Raw genomic sequence first — 20386 nt, 5'->3', positions numbered from 1 at the left:
GGTTATGAATACAATTAGAATTTTTGATAATGAAATAATTTCCTTTATAAATTCTTTAAAGGTGGTTCAGATTTCCTTTAGAGTAATTATTACTTCTTTAGCGCTAGTTCTAGTAAATTCATGTAATTCGGAATCAAGTTCAGATTGTTTACAAAAATCAGGTGACCTTATCTTACAAGAAATAACTGTTCCAGAATTTTCTAAAATTACAGTCTATGAAAAAATAGTACTGGTAGTAAAGGAAGGTACAACTCAAAAAGTAGAAATTGAAACTGGTGAAAATCTTTTAAATGATATTTCTGTGACTGTAGAAGATGACCGATTGTTATTGCGAAACGATAATGGATGTAACCTTTTTCGTGAATATGGTATCACTAAAATACACGTAACCTCGCCAAATATTACTCAAATTAGAAGTAGTAGTGGATTGCCGATTCAAAGTGACGGGGTTTTGAATTATCAGTCAATTGAACTGTTGACCGAAAGTTATTTAGTGCCCGATGCGCTCACCACCGATAGTGAATTTAATTTGGAACTTAATGTTGAAACGGTTAGTGTAGTCGTTAATGGAATCGCCTATTTTAAATTGAGAGGGGCAGCTGAAAATTTAAGTTTATATGTTGCATCTGGCGACTCGCGAATAGAAGCGGAAAATTTGTTAGCTGATAAAGTAACTATAAATCATAGAGGTAGTAATGATTTGTTTGTCAATCCGGTGGAATCTATTACGGGAATTATTCGTGGAAATGGTGATGTAATAAGCGGTAACATTCCACCTATTGTTGAAGTAGATGAACAATACAAAGGAAAACTGATTTTTAAATAGTTTAAACCTTAATTGGTATGAATCCAATTATAAAATTCTTACGAAACTTAACCGCTTCTAATCGTATCATAGGAGATAGTGTGCCATTAAAAGGATTGGCAAAAGCAGATGCTTTGTTATCTATTTTAGTTAATGATAAAAAAGTGCCTGGTATCGCAATAACAGTTATTAAAGCTGGAGATATTTTATTACAAAAAGGCTATGGTTATGCTGATATAGCATCTCAAAAACTAATTGATCCAAAGAGAACAGTATTCAGAATTGCTAGTATTTCTAAAAATATTGCAGCTGCTACATTAGCACATTTAATAGATGAAGAAGTTATAAATTTAGATGCGTCTTTTTACGATTATGTTCCATATTACCCAAAAAAGGAATACGATTTTACTATCAGACAATTAGCTAGTCACACTGCCGGTATTAGAAGTTATAGAGGTGCGGAATATGGGCTAAACAAACCATTTTCTATTAAGCAGGGAATAGCTATTTTTAAAAATGACCCTTTAGTTTTTGAACCAGGAACTCAATATTTGTATAATAGTTTTGATTGGACCTTATTGTCATTGGCAATGCAAGAAGCGAGTGGAGTGCCTTTTGCAGATTTGGTTCAAAAGAAAGTTTTCGACCCATTGGGTATGGTGAATACTTTTGCAGGAAAAAGTCCGGATGAGCAGAGTTCAGAATTTTCTAAAAGTGAAATAGCTAACCTATCTACATTTTATTCAAAAAATCGTAATGGATTTCGAAAAGCCATACCCGTAGATAATTATTACAAATTGGCAGGTGGAGGCTTTTTATCAACATCAGAAGATATTTCAAACTTTGGCCTTAGCATATTAAAAGATGAGGTTTTTACTGCAACTATGAAGGCTGAATTCTTAACTTCTTTAGAAGTTAATGAAGAAAAAACATTCTATGGTTTGGGTTGGCAAGTAAGTGAGGATAAACAAGGGAGGCCTTTCTATGGTCATGTTGGTAATGGGGTAGGGGGCTATTCTAACTTTTTTGTTTATCCCAATGAAAAAGTAGTATTCTCAATCTTGATAAATTGTACAGATCCGAAGGTACAAGAAGATTTAGATGAAGTGATTTCGTTATTTATAGATAATGATGATTAAAACAAAGTGTGATATTTTGTAACCTAAATTGATTTTTATTTTGCCAAACCTTAATAAATTGTTACCAAATCAAAATAAATTCTTCATAAAAGGAGATTTTTAAATTAAATTCATACATTAGCTGCAAGTTTAAGTTTTATGAATACGCAATTCTTTTATAACGGTTTCTTTTTTTACTTCTTTTTTAAGAGAGGTACGGGACTGTTGTGAAGTATTGAATATATAAGCAAATAGAAGTCCCGTTAAAAACGGGACTTTTTTGTTTATTAGAATTATTAGAAATGTCAGTAAAAATAGCCATACAAGGTATCAAAGGTTCAAACCACCATCAGGTGGCTCGTGAATATTGTAGTGTTGATGCCGAACTTATAGAATGCATGTCATTTGATTATTTAGTCGATAGACTCCTAGACGGCTCGGCAGATAAGGGAATTATGGCAATTGAAAATTCTATTGCTGGATCTATAATTCCTAATTATGCATTAGTGCATGATAATAATCTACATATAATTGGTGAACATTATTTAAATATTCATCATAATTTAATGGTGCTTAACGGACAGACAATTGATGACATAGTTGAAGTTCGATCTCACCCAATGGCTCTACTGCAATGCAAAGATTTTTTTAGAAAATATCCGCACATAAGATTGGTCGAAGATGTCGATACAGCTGAAACTGCGAAACAGATTCAGGATAAGCAATTGCAAGGCATAGGGGCTATTGCACCTAAAGTAGCAGCCGATTTGTATGATCTGAACATCATAGCATCTGATATACAGACAATCAAAAATAATTCCACGCGCTTTATTATTGTAAAAACAAAAAATAAGGAGTTGCCTAAGGAAGAAATTAATAAGGCATCTGTGAGGTTTATAACCGACCATAAACGTGGTAGTCTAGCGACAGTAATGAATGTTATGAGTGATTGTAACTTGAATTTAACCAAAATTCAATCTTTACCAATTATTGAAAAACCTTGGAAATACGCATTTTTTGTAGATGTAAAATTTGACGATTATACACATTTTGAAAAGGCAAAATCGTTGTTGAACATCATGTTAGATGACTTTAAAATATTGGGTGAATATAAAAATGCAATGCTATGATTCGCACTGCCGATAGATTACATACCGTTGAAGAATACTATTTCTCTAAGAAATTGAGAGAAGTTCGAGGCTTAATGGCTGAAGGCCGTCCCGTAATTAATATGGGTATTGGTAGTCCTGATTTAATGCCCTCAGCTGAAATTGTATCAACCATACAAAACGCAGTATTAGAAGATGGTGCGCATCAATACCAAAGCTACCAAGGTTTGCCTGCATTGCGAGAGGCTTTTGCAGATTTTTACCAATCTAAATTTGGAGTGACTGCAGATCCAATCTCAGAGATTTTGCCATTAATGGGATCCAAAGAAGGAATTATGCACATAAGCATGGCTTTTTTAAACCCTGGAGATGAGGTCTTAATTCCGAATCCCGGATACCCCACGTATAGTTCAGTAACCAAATTGGTAGGTGCTGTGCCTAAGTATTATGGACTTAAAGAAGAGCATGGTTGGTTTCCGGATATAGATGCAATTGAAGAAGGAGATTTAGAGAAGGTGAAAATTATGTGGGTAAATTATCCCCATATGCCAACTGGAGCTAATGTTAGTAAATCTGAATTAGAGAAATTAGTTTCTTTCGCTAAACGGAATGATATTCTTCTAGTAAATGACAATCCATATAGTTTCGTCCTAAATGAAGAGCCTACTAGTATATTATCTGTGCAAAATGCTAAAGAAGTAGCATTAGAACTAAACTCTTTAAGTAAAACCTTTAATATGGCCGGATGGCGTGTTGGAATGGTACTTGGAAACAAAGATCATATAAATGCCGTTTTAAAAGTTAAAAGCAACATGGATTCTGGTATGTTCTACGGCATTCAAAAAGGAGCAATTGAAGCTTTAGGAAGTAGTCAGACTTGGTATAATGATTTAAATGAAGTATACCGAAAAAGAAGAGATTTAATTTACAAATTGGCAGACAGACTTAATTGTACGTATGATACAAACGCCGTAGGAATGTTTGTTTGGGCGAAGTTGCCCTCTGATAGTGTTAGTTCGGAAGAATTTATTGATAAAATATTGTACGATAAGAATATATTTCTAGTACCAGGAACAGTTTTTGGAAGTAATGGTGAAGGTTTTATAAGATTTTCGCTTTGTGTGCCCGAGGAAAAAATTCAAGAGGCTATTGATAGATTTTGAAACAAGTAAACAGTAATAAGTAATTAGTAAAATGAATTTATTTATAGTCGGTATTGGTTTAATTGGTGGCTCCTTTGCAAAGGACATCAAGAGAATTCAACCAGAAACTAAGGTTTTTGGTATCGATAATAATCCGGCACACCTCTCTGAAGCTTTAGAATTAAATCTTATAGATGCCAAAGCAAGCTATAATGATTTGAATTCTGCTGATATGGTTATTGTGAGTATTCCTGTAGATGTATTGGTTGATGAACTTCCAATAATATTAGACGCAGTAAATGATGATTGTGTAGTTATCGATGGTGGATCTACTAAGAATTTAATTTGTGAAACCCTTAATGATCATCCGAAGAGAAGAAATTACTTGGCATGTCACCCAATTGCAGGTACTGAATTTTCTGGCCCATCCGCGGCCATCGAAAATTTATATAATGGGAAAGCCAATATTATTTGCGAAGTGGAAAAAACGGCTTTTAAGTTACAAGAAAGAGCCTTAGCAATTTTTCAGCAAATGGGAATGCGAATTAGATATATGAATCCTGTGGCACATGATAAACACATTGCTTATGTGTCTCATCTATCACATATAAGCTCTTTTATGTTGGGAAAGACTGTTATTGAAAAAGAGCGAAATGAACGTGATATTTTTGACATGGCGGGCAGTGGATTCGAAAGTACTGTGCGTTTAGCAAAAAGTTCACCTGCAATGTGGACACCCATATTTGAACAAAATAAAGAGAATGTTGTTGCATCATTGAACGAGTATATTCAAAACCTTCAAGAGTTTAAGGAATTGCTCGAACATAGTGATTATCAAGGAATATACAATGAAATGAACGATACAAATAAAATAAAGGAAATTTTAAAAGGAATACCGCTTAACAAATAATAAAATGGAAAACAAAAAAGAGATGAGAGGTTGGTTAGATAACATGAAGTTAGACCATCCGTTAGTGATTGCAGGGCCATGTAGCGCTGAAACAGAAGAACAAGTTTTAGGCATTGCCCATAGCTTAAAAGACACTGATGTTAATTATTACCGTGCTGGTATATGGAAACCTCGTACTCGTCCTGGAAATTTTGAAGGTGTAGGTGCTTTAGGTTTAAAGTGGTTGCAAAAAGTGAAAGCCGAAACTGGCATGAAAACTACCACTGAAGTAGCGAATGCTGCTCATGTAAAATTGGCCTTAGAGCATGATGTGGATATGTTGTGGATTGGTGCTCGCTCAACAGTGAGTCCTTTTATAATGCAAGAAATCGCAGATGCATTAGCTGGAACTGATAAAACCGTATTGGTTAAAAATCCGGTTAATCCAGATTTATCACTATGGTTAGGTGGTATAGAGCGTTTATACACAGCTGGAATTAAAAATTTAGGCGCAATTCACCGTGGGTTTTCAACCTATGAAAAAACAAAATATAGAAATATTCCAGAGTGGCAATTAGCTATAGAATTTCAAAATAAATTTCCAGACCTTCCATTAATTTGTGATCCTTCACATATTACTGGAAAGCGCGATATGATTTTTGATGTTTCTCAAACTGCACTTGACCTGAATTTCGATGGATTGATGATTGAGACTCACCATGATCCAGATAATGCATGGAGTGATGCCGCACAGCAGGTTACTCCAGCGGCTCTAGTACAAATTATGAAAGATCTTCGCATTAGAAAAGAAAGTGATAGCGAAGCTGAATACAATGCTAAATTAAGCAACTTAAGAGCTCAGATAGATATTTTTGACCATCAGTTAATTGATACTATGGGTAAACGTATGAAGATTTCTGATGGAATTGGTGAACTTAAAAAGCAAAAGAATGTTGCTGTTCTTCAATCTAATCGTTGGAACCAAATTTTAGGAGCAATGATTCTTGAAGGTGAATCTAAAGGGTTGAGTGAAGAATTTGTTTTAAAAATGTTTAAAGCAATACACCAAGAGTCTATAAATCACCAAGAGAAGATAATTAATGCTTAACTCGGGCAATTAATTAATTAGATTATTTAAAAACGGCGTTTTGATTTATTTCAAAACGCCGTTTTATTATTTAATTTATTTATTCGTCTTTTCTAAATACATAACGAGTAATAAAAATTCCTTGACCATCTTTATCACCAGCATCGGCCTCGACACCGCTAGTAACAAATGCAAGTTCCCACCCATCGGCTGCCATAGTGCTTAATTTTGAAGAAATAACAGCATCGTTTGCCGCTATATTTTGAAAACGGATGCCACCTATGTTATAGAAATTTAAAAGTTTTGTTTCTTCAAAGTTCTTAACCCGAATCTCACTTCTTTTCGATTTGTTTCTAGAATTATCTTCCTCAGTTTGTTCTGAAGTGAATTTTTGGAAGTCTTTTTCCTCTTGTGAGTCTATAATTCTAGACCTACCTATTCCACTTGGTACTATTGATTCTACACTGGTTATTACTTTAAACTGTTGCGCTTTCATCTCAATAAACGAAAAAAGTGCAAGACTAGCTACGAGAATAATTTTTTTCATGATAAATAATTAAGTTTTAATACTAAAGACAATCGATTTAGTTCTTGGTTGCATTTATTGGATGTTTTATTTTGTGCTTGATAACTCCAAGAATATTTATTATCAGGGTATTATAAAAGTATTGCTTTTCTTTGTACCCTAAATAGAATGAATGCGAGGTGTTGTCTATAAATCTACAGGAAGTTGGTATACCGTTAAAACGGAGGATGCCGATTTTTACGAATGCCGAATTAAAGGGAAGTTTCGAATAAAAGGAATTAAAAGTACTAATCCTGTGGCCGTAGGGGATTATGTTAAATTTGAACTAGACGATCAAGGAGATGTTACAGTTGGTGTTATCTATGAAATTGAAGATCGCAAGAATTACATCGTCAGAAAGTCGGTAAACCTATCCAAGCAAACACATATTATTGCGGCTAATTTGGATCAAGTGTTTTTAATGATAACCTTAAACAACCCTAAAACCTATACCATATTTATAGATCGTTTTTTAGCTACTGCGGAAGCTTATGATGTGCCAACAGTATTATTATTCAATAAAGTCGATTCATATAGCCCAGAAGAACTTGGAGAGGTTAAATACTTGGCAGAACTTTATAGAAATATTGGATATACATGTATAGGTATTTCAGCTACAACCGGTAAGAATGTACTTAAGGTTAAAGAATTAATGAGGGATAAAACAAGTATGTTTGCCGGTCACTCAGGTGTTGGCAAGTCAACATTAGTTAATGTTATTGAACCCGGACTAAATATTAAAACTACAGAAATTTCGGAACAACATCTACAAGGGCAGCATACTACAACTTTTGCCGAAATGTTTGACCTTGATTTTGGAGCACGTATTATTGATACACCAGGAATTAAAGGTTTTGGTATTGTAGATATGGAGAAGGAAGAAATTGGAGATTATTTTCCAGACCTCTTTAAGTTAAAAGGGAATTGTAAATTTAATAATTGTCTTCATTTAGATGAGCCAAAATGTGCAGTAAAGGAAGCATTAGAAAATGATGAGTTGGCCTGGAGTCGTTACCGAAGTTATGTACAAATGGTAACTGGTGACGATGATGGATATAGGATTGATGAATTTGCGGAAAAATAGATGAGAGCAATAATACAAAGAGTTTCAAGAGCTAGTGTCACTGTAGATTACGCCTTAATTTCGGAAATTAATTCAGGGTTATTAATTTTGTTGGGAATAGAAGATTTAGATACGCATGAGGATATTGAATGGCTATCTCGAAAAATAATAAACCTTAGAATTTTTGGTGATGAAAATAATATAATGAATAAATCATTATTAAATATCGGCGGTGATGCTATTATTGTTAGCCAATTTACCTTGCATGCTTCTACTAAAAAAGGAAACCGCCCTAGTTATATTAAAGCGGCTAAACCTAATGTTGCTGTGCCATTATACGAGCAATTTATAGGTCAAATTGAAAAGGATTTGGGTAAAAAAGTGGGAACGGGGGTTTTTGGTGCCGACATGAAAGTCGATTTGCTAAATGATGGCCCCGTTACCATAATAATAGATACAAAGAACAAGGAGTAATTTACTTGAACAAGTAAATAGTAATTTGGTCGATTTTATTGGTTCAAAGTTCGAAAAGCTGTTAGATTCGGTTTTTTTTACAACCTATAAAAAAGTTAATGCGCTTACTTACAATTGTTTATATTTTGTTGATTGGCTTTAATAGTACTGCACAAAAAAGCCTGTATCAATCAAGTGATATAGAGAGTATTCTTATTCATAACGCGAATGCCGTTGTTCGTTTAGATGAAACTGTAATTGATGTTTCTTCAAAAAAGAATATGACCGTGTCTAAACGACGTGTAGTCACTGTACTAAAGAAGGCTGGTCGTTCTGCGATAAATCCATATGTATTTTATGATCCTTCCACTAAAATTCAGGATTTAAGTGTAACTGTGTTTGATAAAAATGGGGATGTAATAGAAAAACTTAAAAAGAAAGATTTTAAAGATGTAAGTGCGGTTGATGGAGGTACATTATATGGTGATTCCCGTGTTAAATATTTTAATTATACCCCTATCGAATATCCATATACCGTTGATTTTACATTTAGTTATAATACTTCTAACACGGCTTTTTTGCCTAGATGGTCCCCTATTGATGAATATCTTGTAAGCACTGAGAATAGTACGTATGAAATCTCTCAACCTTCTGAAATGAAAATTCGGGTGAAGGAAAAGAATTTTGAGCAATATCCAATAGAAAATCATTCGTCAAAAGGTGTAATTTCTTATAGTCTTAAAAACGTACCTTCTACTAAAAGAGAAGTACTAAGCCCTGCTTTTTATGAGATTGAACCAAGCTTATTGGTTAGTCTTTCAGATTTTCATCTTGAAGGTGTTAATGGGTATGGTAATGATTGGGCCTCAATTGGTAGATGGCAATATGAAAGCTTATTATATGAAAAAGATATTGTTTCTGAGGGGACTAAAAATCTAATAACTGAATTGGTTTCAGGATTGGATACTAAACTGGAGAAAACCAAAAAGATTTACGAATATGTACAGGACAATACGAGATATATAAGTGTTCAATTGGGAATAGGTGGGTGGATGCCTATAGAGGCAAACGAAGTTGACCGCGTTAAATATGGTGATTGTAAGGGTTTAACAAATTACACCAAGGCACTATTGAAATCACAAGGGATTGAATCATATTATAGTGTTGTATGGGCTGGTAATTACAAGCGTAGTATTGATCCTGATTTTGCTTCAATGGAGGGAAATCATGTTATTTTAAATGTACCTAATGGTGATGATGATGTTTGGTTGGAATGTACTAGTCAAAGCATTCCATTTGGTTTTTTAAGCACCTTTACAGATGATCGTGACGTTTTAGTGGTGACTCCAGATGGTGGTATAGTAAAACGTACTGATGCATATTTAAATAAGACTAATTCAAAGTTTACTACTGCAAAATTTGAGCTGTTAGAAGATGGATCTATTAAAGGGTTAGTTGAAATAAAGACAGCTGGTGTGCAGTACGATAGGCATTCTCGTGTGCATAGTTTAACAGAAAAAAAGAAGAATGAGTATTATAAGGAATATTGGGATAATATTAATGGACTAAAGATTAATACTATTTCCTTAGAAAATGATAAAAATAGAGTCCTCTTTAAGGAGAAAATAGAAGTTGAAGCAAAAACTTTTGCAAGTAAAGTAGGTGAGGAACTACTTTTCAAGCCAAACCCTTTTGATCAGGATAATTTTGTGCCTGACCGATACAGAAATAGAATGCTTCCATTCGAAATATCAAGAGGATATCTAGATGAAAATGAATACCAAATAATTATTCCTGCTGGATTTGAATTGTCTTCAATTCCACAAGAAATAGATATTAAAAATAAATTTGGATCATATAAAGTTAGTATTACTTCAATTGATGCTAATACGTTAATCTACAAAAGAAAAGTATTGATATTAAGTGGGCAATATTCTAAAAATGAATATGCTGACTTTAGGGACTTTAAAAGAGCCATCGCTAAAGGTGATAATCTTAAAATGATTTTAAAAAATAAAATATAAAATTATGTTTAAACATTCAATGATAATAGTATTTCTAGTTTTTCTGGTACATCCTGAAATTCAGTCTCAAGAATTAAAATTTGGGAAGGTTACAAAGATTGAACTTGAAGAAAAAACATACCCCAAAGATTCTTCAGCAAATGCAGCTTACTTGTATCGCTATCGTAATTCTTATTATGAGTATAATAGTCATGTTGGTTTAGAATTGATAACAGAGATTCAAGAACGTATAAAAATTTATAATAAAGATGGTTTTAAGTATGCTACAAAAATTATAAACCTTTATAAAAGTGGTAACACTGATGTCGAAATTAGTGGATTAAAGGGGTATTCTTATGCGCTAATTGATGGAGAAATTGTAGAAACAAAACTTGATAAATCAAGTATATTTAAATCAGAGTATTCTAAAAATGTAAATCAGGTGAAGCTAACGATGCCTAATTTAAAAGAAGGCTCTGTTGTTGAATATAAATACAGATTAAAATCTCCGTTTATACAAAGTATTAGTGAGTTTAGATTTCAAGAAGAAATACCTATTCGAAAGGTAGAAGCTTCAATGCGAATTTTTGATTATTTTAAATTTAATCAGCGCCATAAAGGCTTTTTAAATATAAAACCTGTAACTACCAGTGTTTTGAATAATACATTAAATGTAAATGCAGTAAGAACAGAGTTTAATTTAAATGATATACCTGCCTTAAAAGAAGAGCCATTTGTAACTAATATTGATAACTACCGGTCAGCTGTTAAGTTTGAAATAGAATCGCTTGAAATACCAGGTTCTACTTTTAAGAATTTTTCTAAATCTTGGGATGATGTTGTAAAAAGTATTTATAACAGCAGTTCTTTTGGAGCTGAATTAAAAAAGAAAAAATATTTTGAAGATGAGTTAGATGTTGAATTGGCCACTATAAGTGATCAAAGAAAGCGATTGGATATTGTTCTTAATTTTGTTCGAAAGAAAGTAAAGTGGAACGAATATATGGGTGTAGGATGTGATGAAGGTGTTAAAGTTGCTTATAAAGAGAAGTTAGGTAATAGCGGTGATATTAATTTAATGATAGTTGCAATGTTAAAATATGCTGGTATTAAAGCATATCCAGTATTAATAAGTACCCGAGATAATGGTATACCACTTTTCCCAACTATCCAAGGATTTAATTATGTTATTGCTTCAGCGAAAATTAATGACAAAGAATATCTTATAGATGGCACAGACCCATACAGCACAGTTAATATCTTGCCATTACGAGCATTGAATTGGTGGGGTAGAATGGTTTCTGATTCTGGTAGTTCTACGATGGTAGAACTAGCACCAAAAAAGAAGTCGGTAGATTTATCCATGTTAAATGTAACTTTAAACGATGATGGATCTATTGAAGGTAATTATAAACAGCGTTATACGCAATATAATGCAATGCTTTTTAGAAAAGCATATAATCATAGCACTGAAGATACTTTCCTCGAAGAATTAGAAAAAGAAAATGATGATATAGAAATTTCAAATTATGAGATTAAATATAATGAAGACTTATTAAAGCCTATTGTTCAATCTTATGATATATTTAAAGAGGATGTAGTGGATCAGGTAGATGGAAAATTATATTTTTCGCCGCTTTTTTATAAATCTGTTTCAGAAAATCCATTTAAATCTGAGGAAAGAGAATTTCCGGTTGAATTTGGTTATCCATGGGAAGATAAATTAGTGATTAAAATAAAAATTCCAGAAGGTTATCAAGTAGAATCTATACCTGAAACTACGATGATTGCTTTGCCAGAACAGATGGGGAATTTTAAATATAATATTTCAGAGCAACAAGGTTCTTTAGTAGTTAATAGTGAAATATCTTTAAATGTCAGTTTAGTTCCAGCTCAAGAATATCAATTTTTAAAAGAATTTTATAATCTGTTGGTTCAAAAACAATCAGAAAAAGTAGTTTTGTCAAAAATCACTAAAAATGGGATTGAAGACAGCGCAGCAGGAAGTAGATAAATGGATTAAAGACCATGGAGTTCGTTATTTTAATGAATTAACGAATATGGCGCAACTTACAGAAGAAGTAGGTGAGGTGGCGCGTATCATTGCCAGACGTTATGGTGAACAAAGTGAAAAAGAATCTGATAAAAATAAAGACTTAGGTGAAGAATTAGCCGATGTTCTTTTTGTGGTGTTATGTTTGGCGAATCAGACTGGTGTTGATATTGAAGATGCTTTTTACAAGAAACTCGACTTAAAAACAAAACGCGATCACGATAGACATCAAAACAATGAAAAACTGAAATAGTTTATCTTTGTTGAATAGATTGTTCTATAATTAGAGCAATAAAAGTAATCTTGAAAATATTCATTTTTAAGATGCTTATAAATTAGCTACTATTCAACTCAAAAAGAGAACTAAGCATTGAAATTACACCTCGGCCCACCTCCGCAAAATCTTCTTACAGCAAATATTAGAATTACAGGCTCAAAAAGCGAATCGAATCGGTTGCTTTTGTTAAAAGCGTTATTTCCTAACTTAACCATTGAAAATCTCTCAAATTCCGATGATGCCCAAGTAATGGCTAAAGGCCTTGTAGTAGAAAATGGAACAGTTGATATTCATCATGCCGGCACCGCAATGCGTTTTTTAACTAGTTATTTTGCCTCGCAAGATGGTAAAAATGTATTGCTTACAGGGTCGCAACGGATGACAGAGCGGCCTATTGGCGTTTTGGTTGATGCCCTTCGTTCACTTGGTGCTCATATAGAATATGCAAAAAATAATGGATATCCTCCTTTAAGAATTAAAGGCTCAACTTTGTCAAAAAATAAGGTTAGTATTCCTGCAAATATTAGTAGTCAATATATTTCATCCTTAATAATGACAGGTGCAAGTCTTCCTAATGGCTTAGTAATTGAGCTGGTGGGTAAAATTACTTCTGTTCCTTATATTAAGATGACATTAGCACTGTTAGACCAAATTGGTGTTGAGAATTCTTTTGCTGGAAATTTAATTACGGTAAGCCCTAAAACAGCGGTGAAAGATGATACATTAGTTGTGGAATCTGATTGGAGTTCTGCATCTTATTTCTATAGCATTATGGCATTAAGTGAGGTGGGTAGTGAAATAAAACTATCGGCTTATAAGAAAAATAGTCTGCAAGGTGATAGTGTTCTTGCCGAGATTTATACCGAGTTTGGTGTTACTACAACTTTCCATGCGAATGAAATTAGTTTAAAAAAGATTTCAAATGTTGACCAATCTAATATTGAATGCGATTTGTCTAATGCGCCAGATATTGCACAAACCATTGCTGTTACCTGCTTTGGATTGGGAATAGGTTGCCATTTAACGGGTTTGCATACGCTGAAAATTAAGGAAACAGATAGGTTGGAAGCTTTATATACAGAGCTCTCCAAGTTAGGTTGTTCCATTGCTGTAACCGATAAAACTTTAACTATAAATGCCACTTCAGAAATTAAAAGTGGTATTGCTATCGATACTTATAATGATCACAGAATGGCTATGGCATTTGCTCCTCTAGCTATGAAAACGGAGGTTTTTATTAATGAAGCTGAAGTAGTTTCGAAATCATACCCAGATTATTGGAATGATTTAAAAAGTCTAGAATTTGCAATCAATGAGATATAGTTGTAATTAAATATCAATTTACTTGACAACCCCTATCTTCAGATTGTATATTTGCAGCCGCAAAAATTGCTAATCTAAATACGATAAATGAAATTATCAAACTTCAATTTCGAACTGCCCGATAATCTTTTGGCAGAATATCCTGCAGAAAATAGAGACGAATCAAAGTTAATGGTCATCCATAGAGATACTGGTAAAATTGAACACAAGATGTTCAAAGATATGATCGATTATTTTGATGAAGACGATGTAATGGTCTTGAATAATACCAAAGTTTTCCCTGCTAGATTATACGGTAATAAGGAAAAAACAGGTGCTCGTATCGAAGTTTTTTTATTAAGAGAACTTAATGAAGAACAACGACTTTGGGACGTTTTAGTTGATCCAGCAAGAAAAATTAGAATTGGTAATAAATTGTATTTTGGTGATGACGAAACTTTAGTTGCCGAAGTTATTGATAATACTACTTCAAGAGGTAGAACACTTCGTTTTTTATATGATGGATCATATATCGACTTTAGAAGAAAACTTAGAGATTTAGGGCAAACACCATTGCCTAAATATATTAAGCGTGATGTTGAGCCGGATGATGAGGATCGCTACCAGACTATTTACGCTAAGCATGAAGGCGCAGTAGCAGCTCCAACCGCTGGATTGCACTTTTCAAAACATTTATTAAAACGCCTTGAGATTAAAGGAGTAAAATTTGCTGAGCTTACGTTACATGTTGGTTTAGGTACTTTTAACCCCGTTGAGGTTGAAGATTTATCTAAACATAAAATGGATAGCGAAGAACTTATTATCGATGAGCGAGCTACTGAAGTTGTGAATGAGGCAAAAGAAAAAAAACGTAAAGTATGTGCTGTAGGTACTACCGCAATGCGTGGATTGGAAAGTGCGGTATCTTCGCAACATACGCTAAATACTTTCGACGGATGGACTAACAAATTTGTTTTTCCACCATACGATTTTAGTATTGCTAATGCGATGGTGACGAACTTTCACCTTCCAAAATCAACTCTATTAATGATGGTTTCAGCATTTATGGGGCATGATTTAATGAAAAAAGCATATAAGGAAGCAATTCTTGAGCAATATAAGTTCTACTCGTATGGAGATGCGATGTTGATAATATAAATTGAATTTGAATATTTAAATCCCGCTTTGCTAATGCATTAGCGGGATTTTTTATTGCACTATCTTTAGCATAATGAAATCGGATAAGAAAGATATTAGGGCATTAACAAAAGAGCAATTGCGAGATTTTTTTGTATCTCAAGGCGATAAATCATTTCGTGGTAATCAAGTTTACGAATGGCTATGGCAGAAATCTGCCTACTCTTTTGAGGCAATGACCAATCTTTCTAAGGAAACTCGGAAAATGCTAGAAGACAATTTTGTTATCAATCATATCAAAGTTGATTTAATGCAACGTAGCAATGATGGTACCATAAAAAATGCTGTTCGTTTGCATGACGATTTAGTAGTAGAATCGGTATTAATTCCCACTAAAACTAGAACTACTGCCTGTGTTTCTAGCCAAGTAGGTTGTAGTCTAGATTGTAAATTTTGCGCTACTGCTCGCTTGAAAAGAATGCGGAATTTGAATCCTGATGAGATTTATGACCAAGTAGTAGCTATTGATAATGAAAGTAAACTTTATTTTGGTCGTCGCTTGAGTAATATAGTATTTATGGGCATGGGCGAGCCTTTAATGAATTATAATAATGTTTTAAAGGCTATTGATAAAATTACTTCCGATGAAGGACTAGGCATGTCGCCAAAACGGATTACTGTTTCCACTTCAGGTGTGCCTAAAATGATTCGTAAAATGGCGGATGATGAAGTGAAATTTAAGTTGGCAGTCTCGCTACATTCAGCGATTGATGAAGTCCGAACTTCTATAATGCCTTTTAATGCAAAATTTACTTTGGCTGATTTGCGATCATCTTTAGTGTATTGGTACGAAAAAACTAAAAGTCGTATTACTTATGAATATGTTGTATGGAAAGGTATAAATGATACACAGGAGGCCGCAAATGCCTTGGTTGATTTTTGTCGATTTGCACCTTCAAAAGTGAATTTAATAGAATACAACCCTATTGATGATGGTGATTTTAAACAAGCTCCAGATAGTGCTATACAAATATATGTGAATACCCTAGAAAGAAATGGAATTACTGTTACTGTTCGCAGATCACGAGGTAAAGATATTGACGCTGCATGCGGACAATTAGCCAATAAACAGTAATTCTTAATTCGTGTCGAGTATTTCGGGCTTATCGTCCTATTTTAAGTATTTTTACGTTTACACATGAGCCTTTATTTAATATCGCTATAGCTGTTGAAAATAGTATCCCAAATAAAAGAACCGATTGAAAAAGAAATGGAGCTTTTTGAAGCCAAATTTCTTGAATCAATGACTTCTAAAGTGGCGCTTTTAAACCGAATTACATTTTATATTGTAAATCGAAAAGGGAAGCAAATGCGCCCAATGTTTGTTTTTCTTACCGCTAAATTATTAAATAATGGTGTGGTTAATGATCGTACTTATCGTGGTGCCGCAGTAATTGAATTAATTCATACAGCTTCTTTAGTTCATGATGATGTTGTTGATGATAGTAACAAGCGTCGTGGATTCTTTTCAATCAATGCCTTATGGAAAAATAAAATTGCTGTTTTAGTAGGCGATTTTTTATTGGCAAGGGGAATGTTACTTTCTGTGGATAATGACGACTTTGATCTATTGAAAATAATTTCAGTAGCCATGCGCGAAATTAGTGAAGGTGAACTTTTACAATTAGAAAAAGCGCGTAGATTAGATATTACCGAAGATGTCTATTACGAAATTATCCGTCAGAAAACGGCAACACTTATTGCAGCATGCTGTGCACTTGGAGCTTGTTCCGTAAAACCTGATAGTGCTGAGGTTGAAAAGTTTAGAAAATTTGGTGAACTTTGTGGAATGGCCTTTCAAATAAAAGATGACCTTTTTGATTACGGTGCTGCTAAAATTGGGAAGCCTATTGGTATTGATATCAAGGAGCAAAAAATGACACTACCGCTAATATATGTGATAAATAATTCTTCGAAAAAAGATAAAAGTTGGTTGATTAATTCTATTAAGAACCATAATAGAGATAAGAAAAGAGTTAAAGAGGTAATTGCATTTGTACAGGAGAATGGCGGATTGGATTATGCTGTGGAAAAAATGCTAAAATTTAAAGAAGAAGCATTACAATTATTACAAGATTACCCTGATACGGAATATAAAAATTCACTAGAACTTATGGTGAACTATGTGGTTGATCGAAAGAAGTAAGCTATTAAATTTCTCTTTTCATATCTTCTGAAAATTCTTCTTCAAAATATACCCGCTTACAATGGGAACATTCAATAATGGTATGGTTTGAAATTTTAAAAATTTTAATCCAAAAAAAATGAAACCAATTACTAGATTTTGATAGGGTAAGAGTGCCAATCTGCTCACAATGCGAACAAGAAACTGTGGCCAGTTTTTTTATTTCCGTTTTGCCTGGTCGAGTTCCAAAAAAGAATATCATTTTGTAAATTGATTTTAATAAAAATAATCAATTTTATAGTAATGCTCATTTACCCATGAACTCCTATTACACCTTTTAATAAGGGTAGATTTTAGCTTATATTTACGTTCTCAATATTTTAAAATAGTTTTAGCGTTGATTTCAAAATCTACAATAGATCAAGTTTATGAAACTGCCCGAGTTGAGGAGGTTATTGGTGATTTTGTACAATTGAAAAAATCTGGATCCAATTTTAAAGGTTTAAGTCCTTTTAGTGATGAAAGAACACCAAGTTTTATGGTGTCGCCTGTAAAGCAAATTTGGAAAGATTTTAGTAGTGGTAAAGGAGGGAATATTGTTGCTTTTTTAATGGAACATGAACATTTTACCTATCCTGAAGCGATAAAATACTTAGCTAAAAAATATAATATTGAAATTGAAGAGACTGAACGAACTGACGAGGAAAAAGCAGTTGCAGACGAACGTGAAAGTATGTATTTGGTTTCGGAATATGCAAGTAAGTATTTTCAAGAAATATTATACGATTCGGAGCGAGGTAAAGCTATTGCATTAACTTATTTTAAAGAAAGAGGCTTTACTGATGAAACCATAAAAAAGTTTAGCTTAGGTTATTGTTTGGATCAATGGGATGGTTTTACAGCTAACGCACTTGAAAAAGGATATCAACTCAACTACTTGAAGAAAACAGGCTTAACAATTGTTAAGGAAGATAATTTTGATGCGAGCAAGACAAAAAAGTTTGATCGTTTTAAAGGGCGTGTTATGTTTCCTATTCACTCAATGAGTGGACGAGTACTCGGTTTTGGTGGTCGAATTCTAACGAATGATAAGAAGGCTGCCAAATATCTTAACTCACCAGAAAGTGAAATCTATCATAAGAGTAAGGTGCTGTATGGTATTTACTATGCTAAACAAGCAATCGCAAAAGAAGACAATTGTTATTTGGTAGAAGGGTATACCGATGTAATTCAATTTAATCAAAGAGGTATTGAAAATGTGGTAGCTTCTAGTGGTACTGCATTAACACCTGAACAGATTCGTTTAATTAATAGATTAACAAAAAATATTACAGTGCTTTTTGATGGTGATGCAGCTGGATTGCGTGCTTCGTTACGGGGAATAGACCTTATTCTTGAACAAGGAATGAATGTTAAGGTGTGCACTTTTCCTGAAGGTGAAGACCCTGATAGTTTCTCTAAAAATAATTCGTATGATCAGGTAGTTGAATATCTTGAGAACAATGCGAAGGATTTTATTCAATTTAAAGCATCCGTTTTGATGCAAGAAGCTTCGGATGACCCTATAAAAAGAGCTGATACTGTACGAGATATAGTAAATAGTATTGCTAAGATTCCTGACCGAATTAAAAAGGAAATTTACATTCAGGAATGTGCTCGTATTATGAAAGTTTCGGAAGCTGTGCTTTTTAATACGCTGGCTCAAATTGGTAAAAAAGACCAATCGGATCAGTTTAAAAAAACACGCCAAGACCAAAAAGCATTTGAGGTAGTTAAGCCAGAACCCGTTGCAGAAAAGGTAGACGTACAGTACGAGTTGGAGCGGAAAATTATTGAAATGTTATTGCTTTATGGTAATGAGAAACAGCAATTCGAGGATTTGGTGCTTAAAGAAAATGAAGAAGGCGATTTGGAATTAGAACCAGAATCTTCTGAAGTTAAAGTTTATGAAAAAATATATTTAGACTTGCAGGAAGATGAAATTGAATTGACTAATGAGCGATTTAGAGACATCTATTATAAACTAATTGCCGAATTAAATGAGAAAGCAAATTTTTCAATTAATTCTTTTTTAGCTGAAATTAATCAAGATTTAGTTACTGAAATTTCTTCTATTTTAATGGAAGAAGAAAAATATAGTCTCCATAACTGGGAAAGTAAAGATATCTATCCGAAATCTAAAGAAACTACCATCTCGCAATTAGTTAGTGAAACTATTCTCACTTTACGTTGTTTTCTTATTAAAAAGAGAATGGAAGCTTTACAAATGAATACGGAGAATAATAATGATGACAATCGCGAAACCTTAGAAGAGATTGTAAATTATTTGCAACTGAATATGCTGTTAAATAAGAAACTAAATAGAGTATTGTCATAAAAAAAGCCCCATTTACCAAAAGGGCAAGTGGGGGCTTTCAACCTTTTTGGTAAGGTATTTAGTATAACTCTAAAGCTTTTGCCTGTTGTAAAAGGTCGACCATATTGTCAACATTTAACTTTTTCATCAAACGTGCTTTGTATGTGCTTACTGTCTTTTCGTTTAAGTTAAGACCTAAAGCTACATCCTTATTTCTTTTGCCACTTGCCAATAATTTCAATACTTCTACCTCTCTAGTAGATAATTTTCTGAAAAATCTTCGTGGTTTTTGTGTGCCTTCATCAAAGGCTAAACGCTGTGCAAGCTCATTAGTAATGAACATGTTGCCTTCAGCAACTTTTCTTACAGCTGATACTATATAATCTACTTCGGACGTTTTGGCTAAATATCCGAAAGCACCTGCCCTAATAGAACTTAATGCATAAACATCTTCAGATTGTCCACTGTACATAAGTACTTTTATATCCGGAAATGATTTTTTAATTTTTCGAAGTGCTGCAATTCCATTTATTTCTGGAATATCCATTTCTAACATTACTACATCCGGAGTTAACTTTTCTAGTTGTTCAAAAAGCTCTCCTGTGGTTGATACATCTCCAACAACTTCAAAGCCATTTGCTGATTCCAAAACACTTCTTACTCCCATTCGTACGATAGGGTGGTTGTCCGCAATTAAAATTTTAATCATTTTGATATTTTTTGGGATAAACGTTCGACCTTTAAGCTGTCTGCAAATACTGACAAGCAATGTAAGGTTTATTTATCTAATTTGGTAAACAAAACTCCAATTTTTTATCTAAAAAACACTATTTTCTAAACTA

At 33.4% G+C, this 20386-nt stretch carries 19 protein-coding genes; 16 read left to right on the top strand and 3 right to left on the bottom strand.

What is annotated here, in order from left to right:
* Positions 1 to 4 precede the first annotated feature (4 nt).
* The 6 genes from ABJF52_RS03705 to ABJF52_RS03680 all read left to right on the top strand — a co-directional run bounded on the left by ABJF52_RS03705 (position 5) and on the right by ABJF52_RS03680 (position 6171).
* Entirely contained in the window at positions 5 to 826 is an 822-nt protein-coding gene (locus ABJF52_RS03705; protein ID WP_348146478.1) for a head GIN domain-containing protein, read from the top strand.
* Between the two features lie 17 nt (positions 827 to 843).
* Positions 844 to 1944, top strand: coding sequence for a serine hydrolase domain-containing protein (locus tag ABJF52_RS03700; protein ID WP_348146475.1), 1101 nt, complete (start codon positions 844 to 846; stop codon positions 1942 to 1944).
* Positions 1945 to 2225: 281 nt separating this feature from the next.
* The gene (locus tag ABJF52_RS03695) at positions 2226 to 3053 is read left to right on the top strand and encodes a prephenate dehydratase (protein WP_348146472.1); all 828 of its coding nucleotides are present in this window, start codon (positions 2226 to 2228) and stop codon (positions 3051 to 3053) included.
* On the top strand, positions 3050 to 4195 hold the full coding sequence (locus ABJF52_RS03690) for an aminotransferase class I/II-fold pyridoxal phosphate-dependent enzyme (RefSeq protein WP_348146470.1): 1146 nt from the start codon (positions 3050 to 3052) through the stop codon (positions 4193 to 4195). The genes ABJF52_RS03695 and ABJF52_RS03690 overlap by 4 nt, the downstream gene beginning before the upstream one ends.
* Before the next feature lie 31 nt (positions 4196 to 4226).
* Entirely contained in the window at positions 4227 to 5084 is an 858-nt protein-coding gene (locus ABJF52_RS03685; RefSeq protein ID WP_348146467.1) for a prephenate dehydrogenase, read from the top strand.
* Positions 5085 to 5088: 4 nt separating this feature from the next.
* Positions 5089 to 6171: a bifunctional 3-deoxy-7-phosphoheptulonate synthase/chorismate mutase type II gene (locus ABJF52_RS03680; RefSeq protein ID WP_348146464.1), complete on the top strand. Its 1083-nt coding sequence runs from the start codon at positions 5089 to 5091 to the stop codon at positions 6169 to 6171.
* Positions 6172 to 6250: 79 nt separating this feature from the next.
* On the opposite strand, the gene ABJF52_RS03675 is transcribed toward ABJF52_RS03680, so the two are convergent.
* Positions 6251 to 6697 carry a hypothetical protein gene (locus ABJF52_RS03675; RefSeq protein ID WP_348146461.1) on the bottom strand — a complete coding sequence of 149 codons (447 nt, stop codon included), beginning with the start codon at positions 6695 to 6697 and terminating at the stop codon, positions 6251 to 6253.
* Positions 6698 to 6848: 151 nt separating this feature from the next.
* Here ABJF52_RS03675 and rsgA point away from each other — a divergent pair, with 151 nt between their 5' ends.
* The 9 genes from rsgA (at position 6849) to ABJF52_RS03630 (ending at position 17209) form a co-directional block, all read left to right on the top strand.
* Entirely contained in the window at positions 6849 to 7799 is a 951-nt protein-coding gene (gene rsgA, locus ABJF52_RS03670; RefSeq protein ID WP_348146458.1) for a ribosome small subunit-dependent GTPase A, read from the top strand.
* The gene (gene dtd, locus ABJF52_RS03665) at positions 7800 to 8252 is read left to right on the top strand and encodes a D-aminoacyl-tRNA deacylase (protein ID WP_348146455.1); all 453 of its coding nucleotides are present in this window, start codon (positions 7800 to 7802) and stop codon (positions 8250 to 8252) included.
* 98 nt (positions 8253 to 8350) lie between these two features.
* Complete coding sequence (locus tag ABJF52_RS03660) at positions 8351 to 10255, top strand: DUF3857 domain-containing protein (protein ID WP_348146452.1); 1905 nt, start codon at positions 8351 to 8353, stop codon at positions 10253 to 10255.
* A gap of 4 nt (positions 10256 to 10259) precedes the next feature.
* Positions 10260 to 12248, top strand: a complete 1989-nt coding sequence (locus tag ABJF52_RS03655; protein WP_348146449.1) for a transglutaminase — start codon at positions 10260 to 10262, stop codon at positions 12246 to 12248.
* Positions 12214 to 12540 (top strand): nucleotide pyrophosphohydrolase, encoded by a 327-nt coding sequence (locus tag ABJF52_RS03650; protein ID WP_348146446.1) that lies wholly within the window; start codon positions 12214 to 12216, stop codon positions 12538 to 12540. The genes ABJF52_RS03655 and ABJF52_RS03650 overlap by 35 nt, the downstream gene beginning before the upstream one ends.
* A 117-nt stretch (positions 12541 to 12657) precedes the next feature.
* On the top strand, positions 12658 to 13887 hold the full coding sequence (locus ABJF52_RS03645) for a 3-phosphoshikimate 1-carboxyvinyltransferase (protein ID WP_348146443.1): 1230 nt from the start codon (positions 12658 to 12660) through the stop codon (positions 13885 to 13887).
* A gap of 87 nt (positions 13888 to 13974) precedes the next feature.
* The gene (queA, locus tag ABJF52_RS03640; protein ID WP_348146440.1) at positions 13975 to 15024 is read left to right on the top strand and encodes a tRNA preQ1(34) S-adenosylmethionine ribosyltransferase-isomerase QueA; all 1050 of its coding nucleotides are present in this window, start codon (positions 13975 to 13977) and stop codon (positions 15022 to 15024) included.
* 73 nt (positions 15025 to 15097) lie between these two features.
* Entirely contained in the window at positions 15098 to 16138 is a 1041-nt protein-coding gene (gene rlmN / locus ABJF52_RS03635; RefSeq protein ID WP_348146437.1) for a 23S rRNA (adenine(2503)-C(2))-methyltransferase RlmN, read from the top strand.
* A gap of 93 nt (positions 16139 to 16231) precedes the next feature.
* Positions 16232 to 17209, top strand: coding sequence for a polyprenyl synthetase family protein (locus ABJF52_RS03630; protein WP_348146435.1), 978 nt, complete (start codon positions 16232 to 16234; stop codon positions 17207 to 17209).
* Between the two features lie 4 nt (positions 17210 to 17213).
* Here ABJF52_RS03630 and ABJF52_RS03625 read toward each other — a convergent pair whose 3' ends face one another.
* Positions 17214 to 17450 (bottom strand): zinc-ribbon domain-containing protein, encoded by a 237-nt coding sequence (locus tag ABJF52_RS03625; RefSeq protein ID WP_348146433.1) that lies wholly within the window; start codon positions 17448 to 17450, stop codon positions 17214 to 17216.
* 135 nt (positions 17451 to 17585) lie between these two features.
* Here ABJF52_RS03625 and dnaG point away from each other — a divergent pair, with 135 nt between their 5' ends.
* Positions 17586 to 19565 (top strand): DNA primase, encoded by a 1980-nt coding sequence (dnaG, locus tag ABJF52_RS03620; protein ID WP_348146431.1) that lies wholly within the window; start codon positions 17586 to 17588, stop codon positions 19563 to 19565.
* Positions 19566 to 19623: 58 nt separating this feature from the next.
* Here the strand turns inward: dnaG and ABJF52_RS03615 are convergent, their stop codons facing one another.
* Positions 19624 to 20253, bottom strand: a complete 630-nt coding sequence (locus tag ABJF52_RS03615; protein WP_348146428.1) for a response regulator transcription factor — start codon at positions 20251 to 20253, stop codon at positions 19624 to 19626.
* Positions 20254 to 20386 lie beyond the last annotated feature (133 nt).

This window comes from Aurantibacter sp. (assembly GCF_039941195.1).
Classification (GTDB): Bacteria; Bacteroidota; Bacteroidia; order Flavobacteriales; family Flavobacteriaceae; genus Aurantibacter_A.
This window is presented reverse-complemented; position numbering and strand designations above follow the sequence as displayed.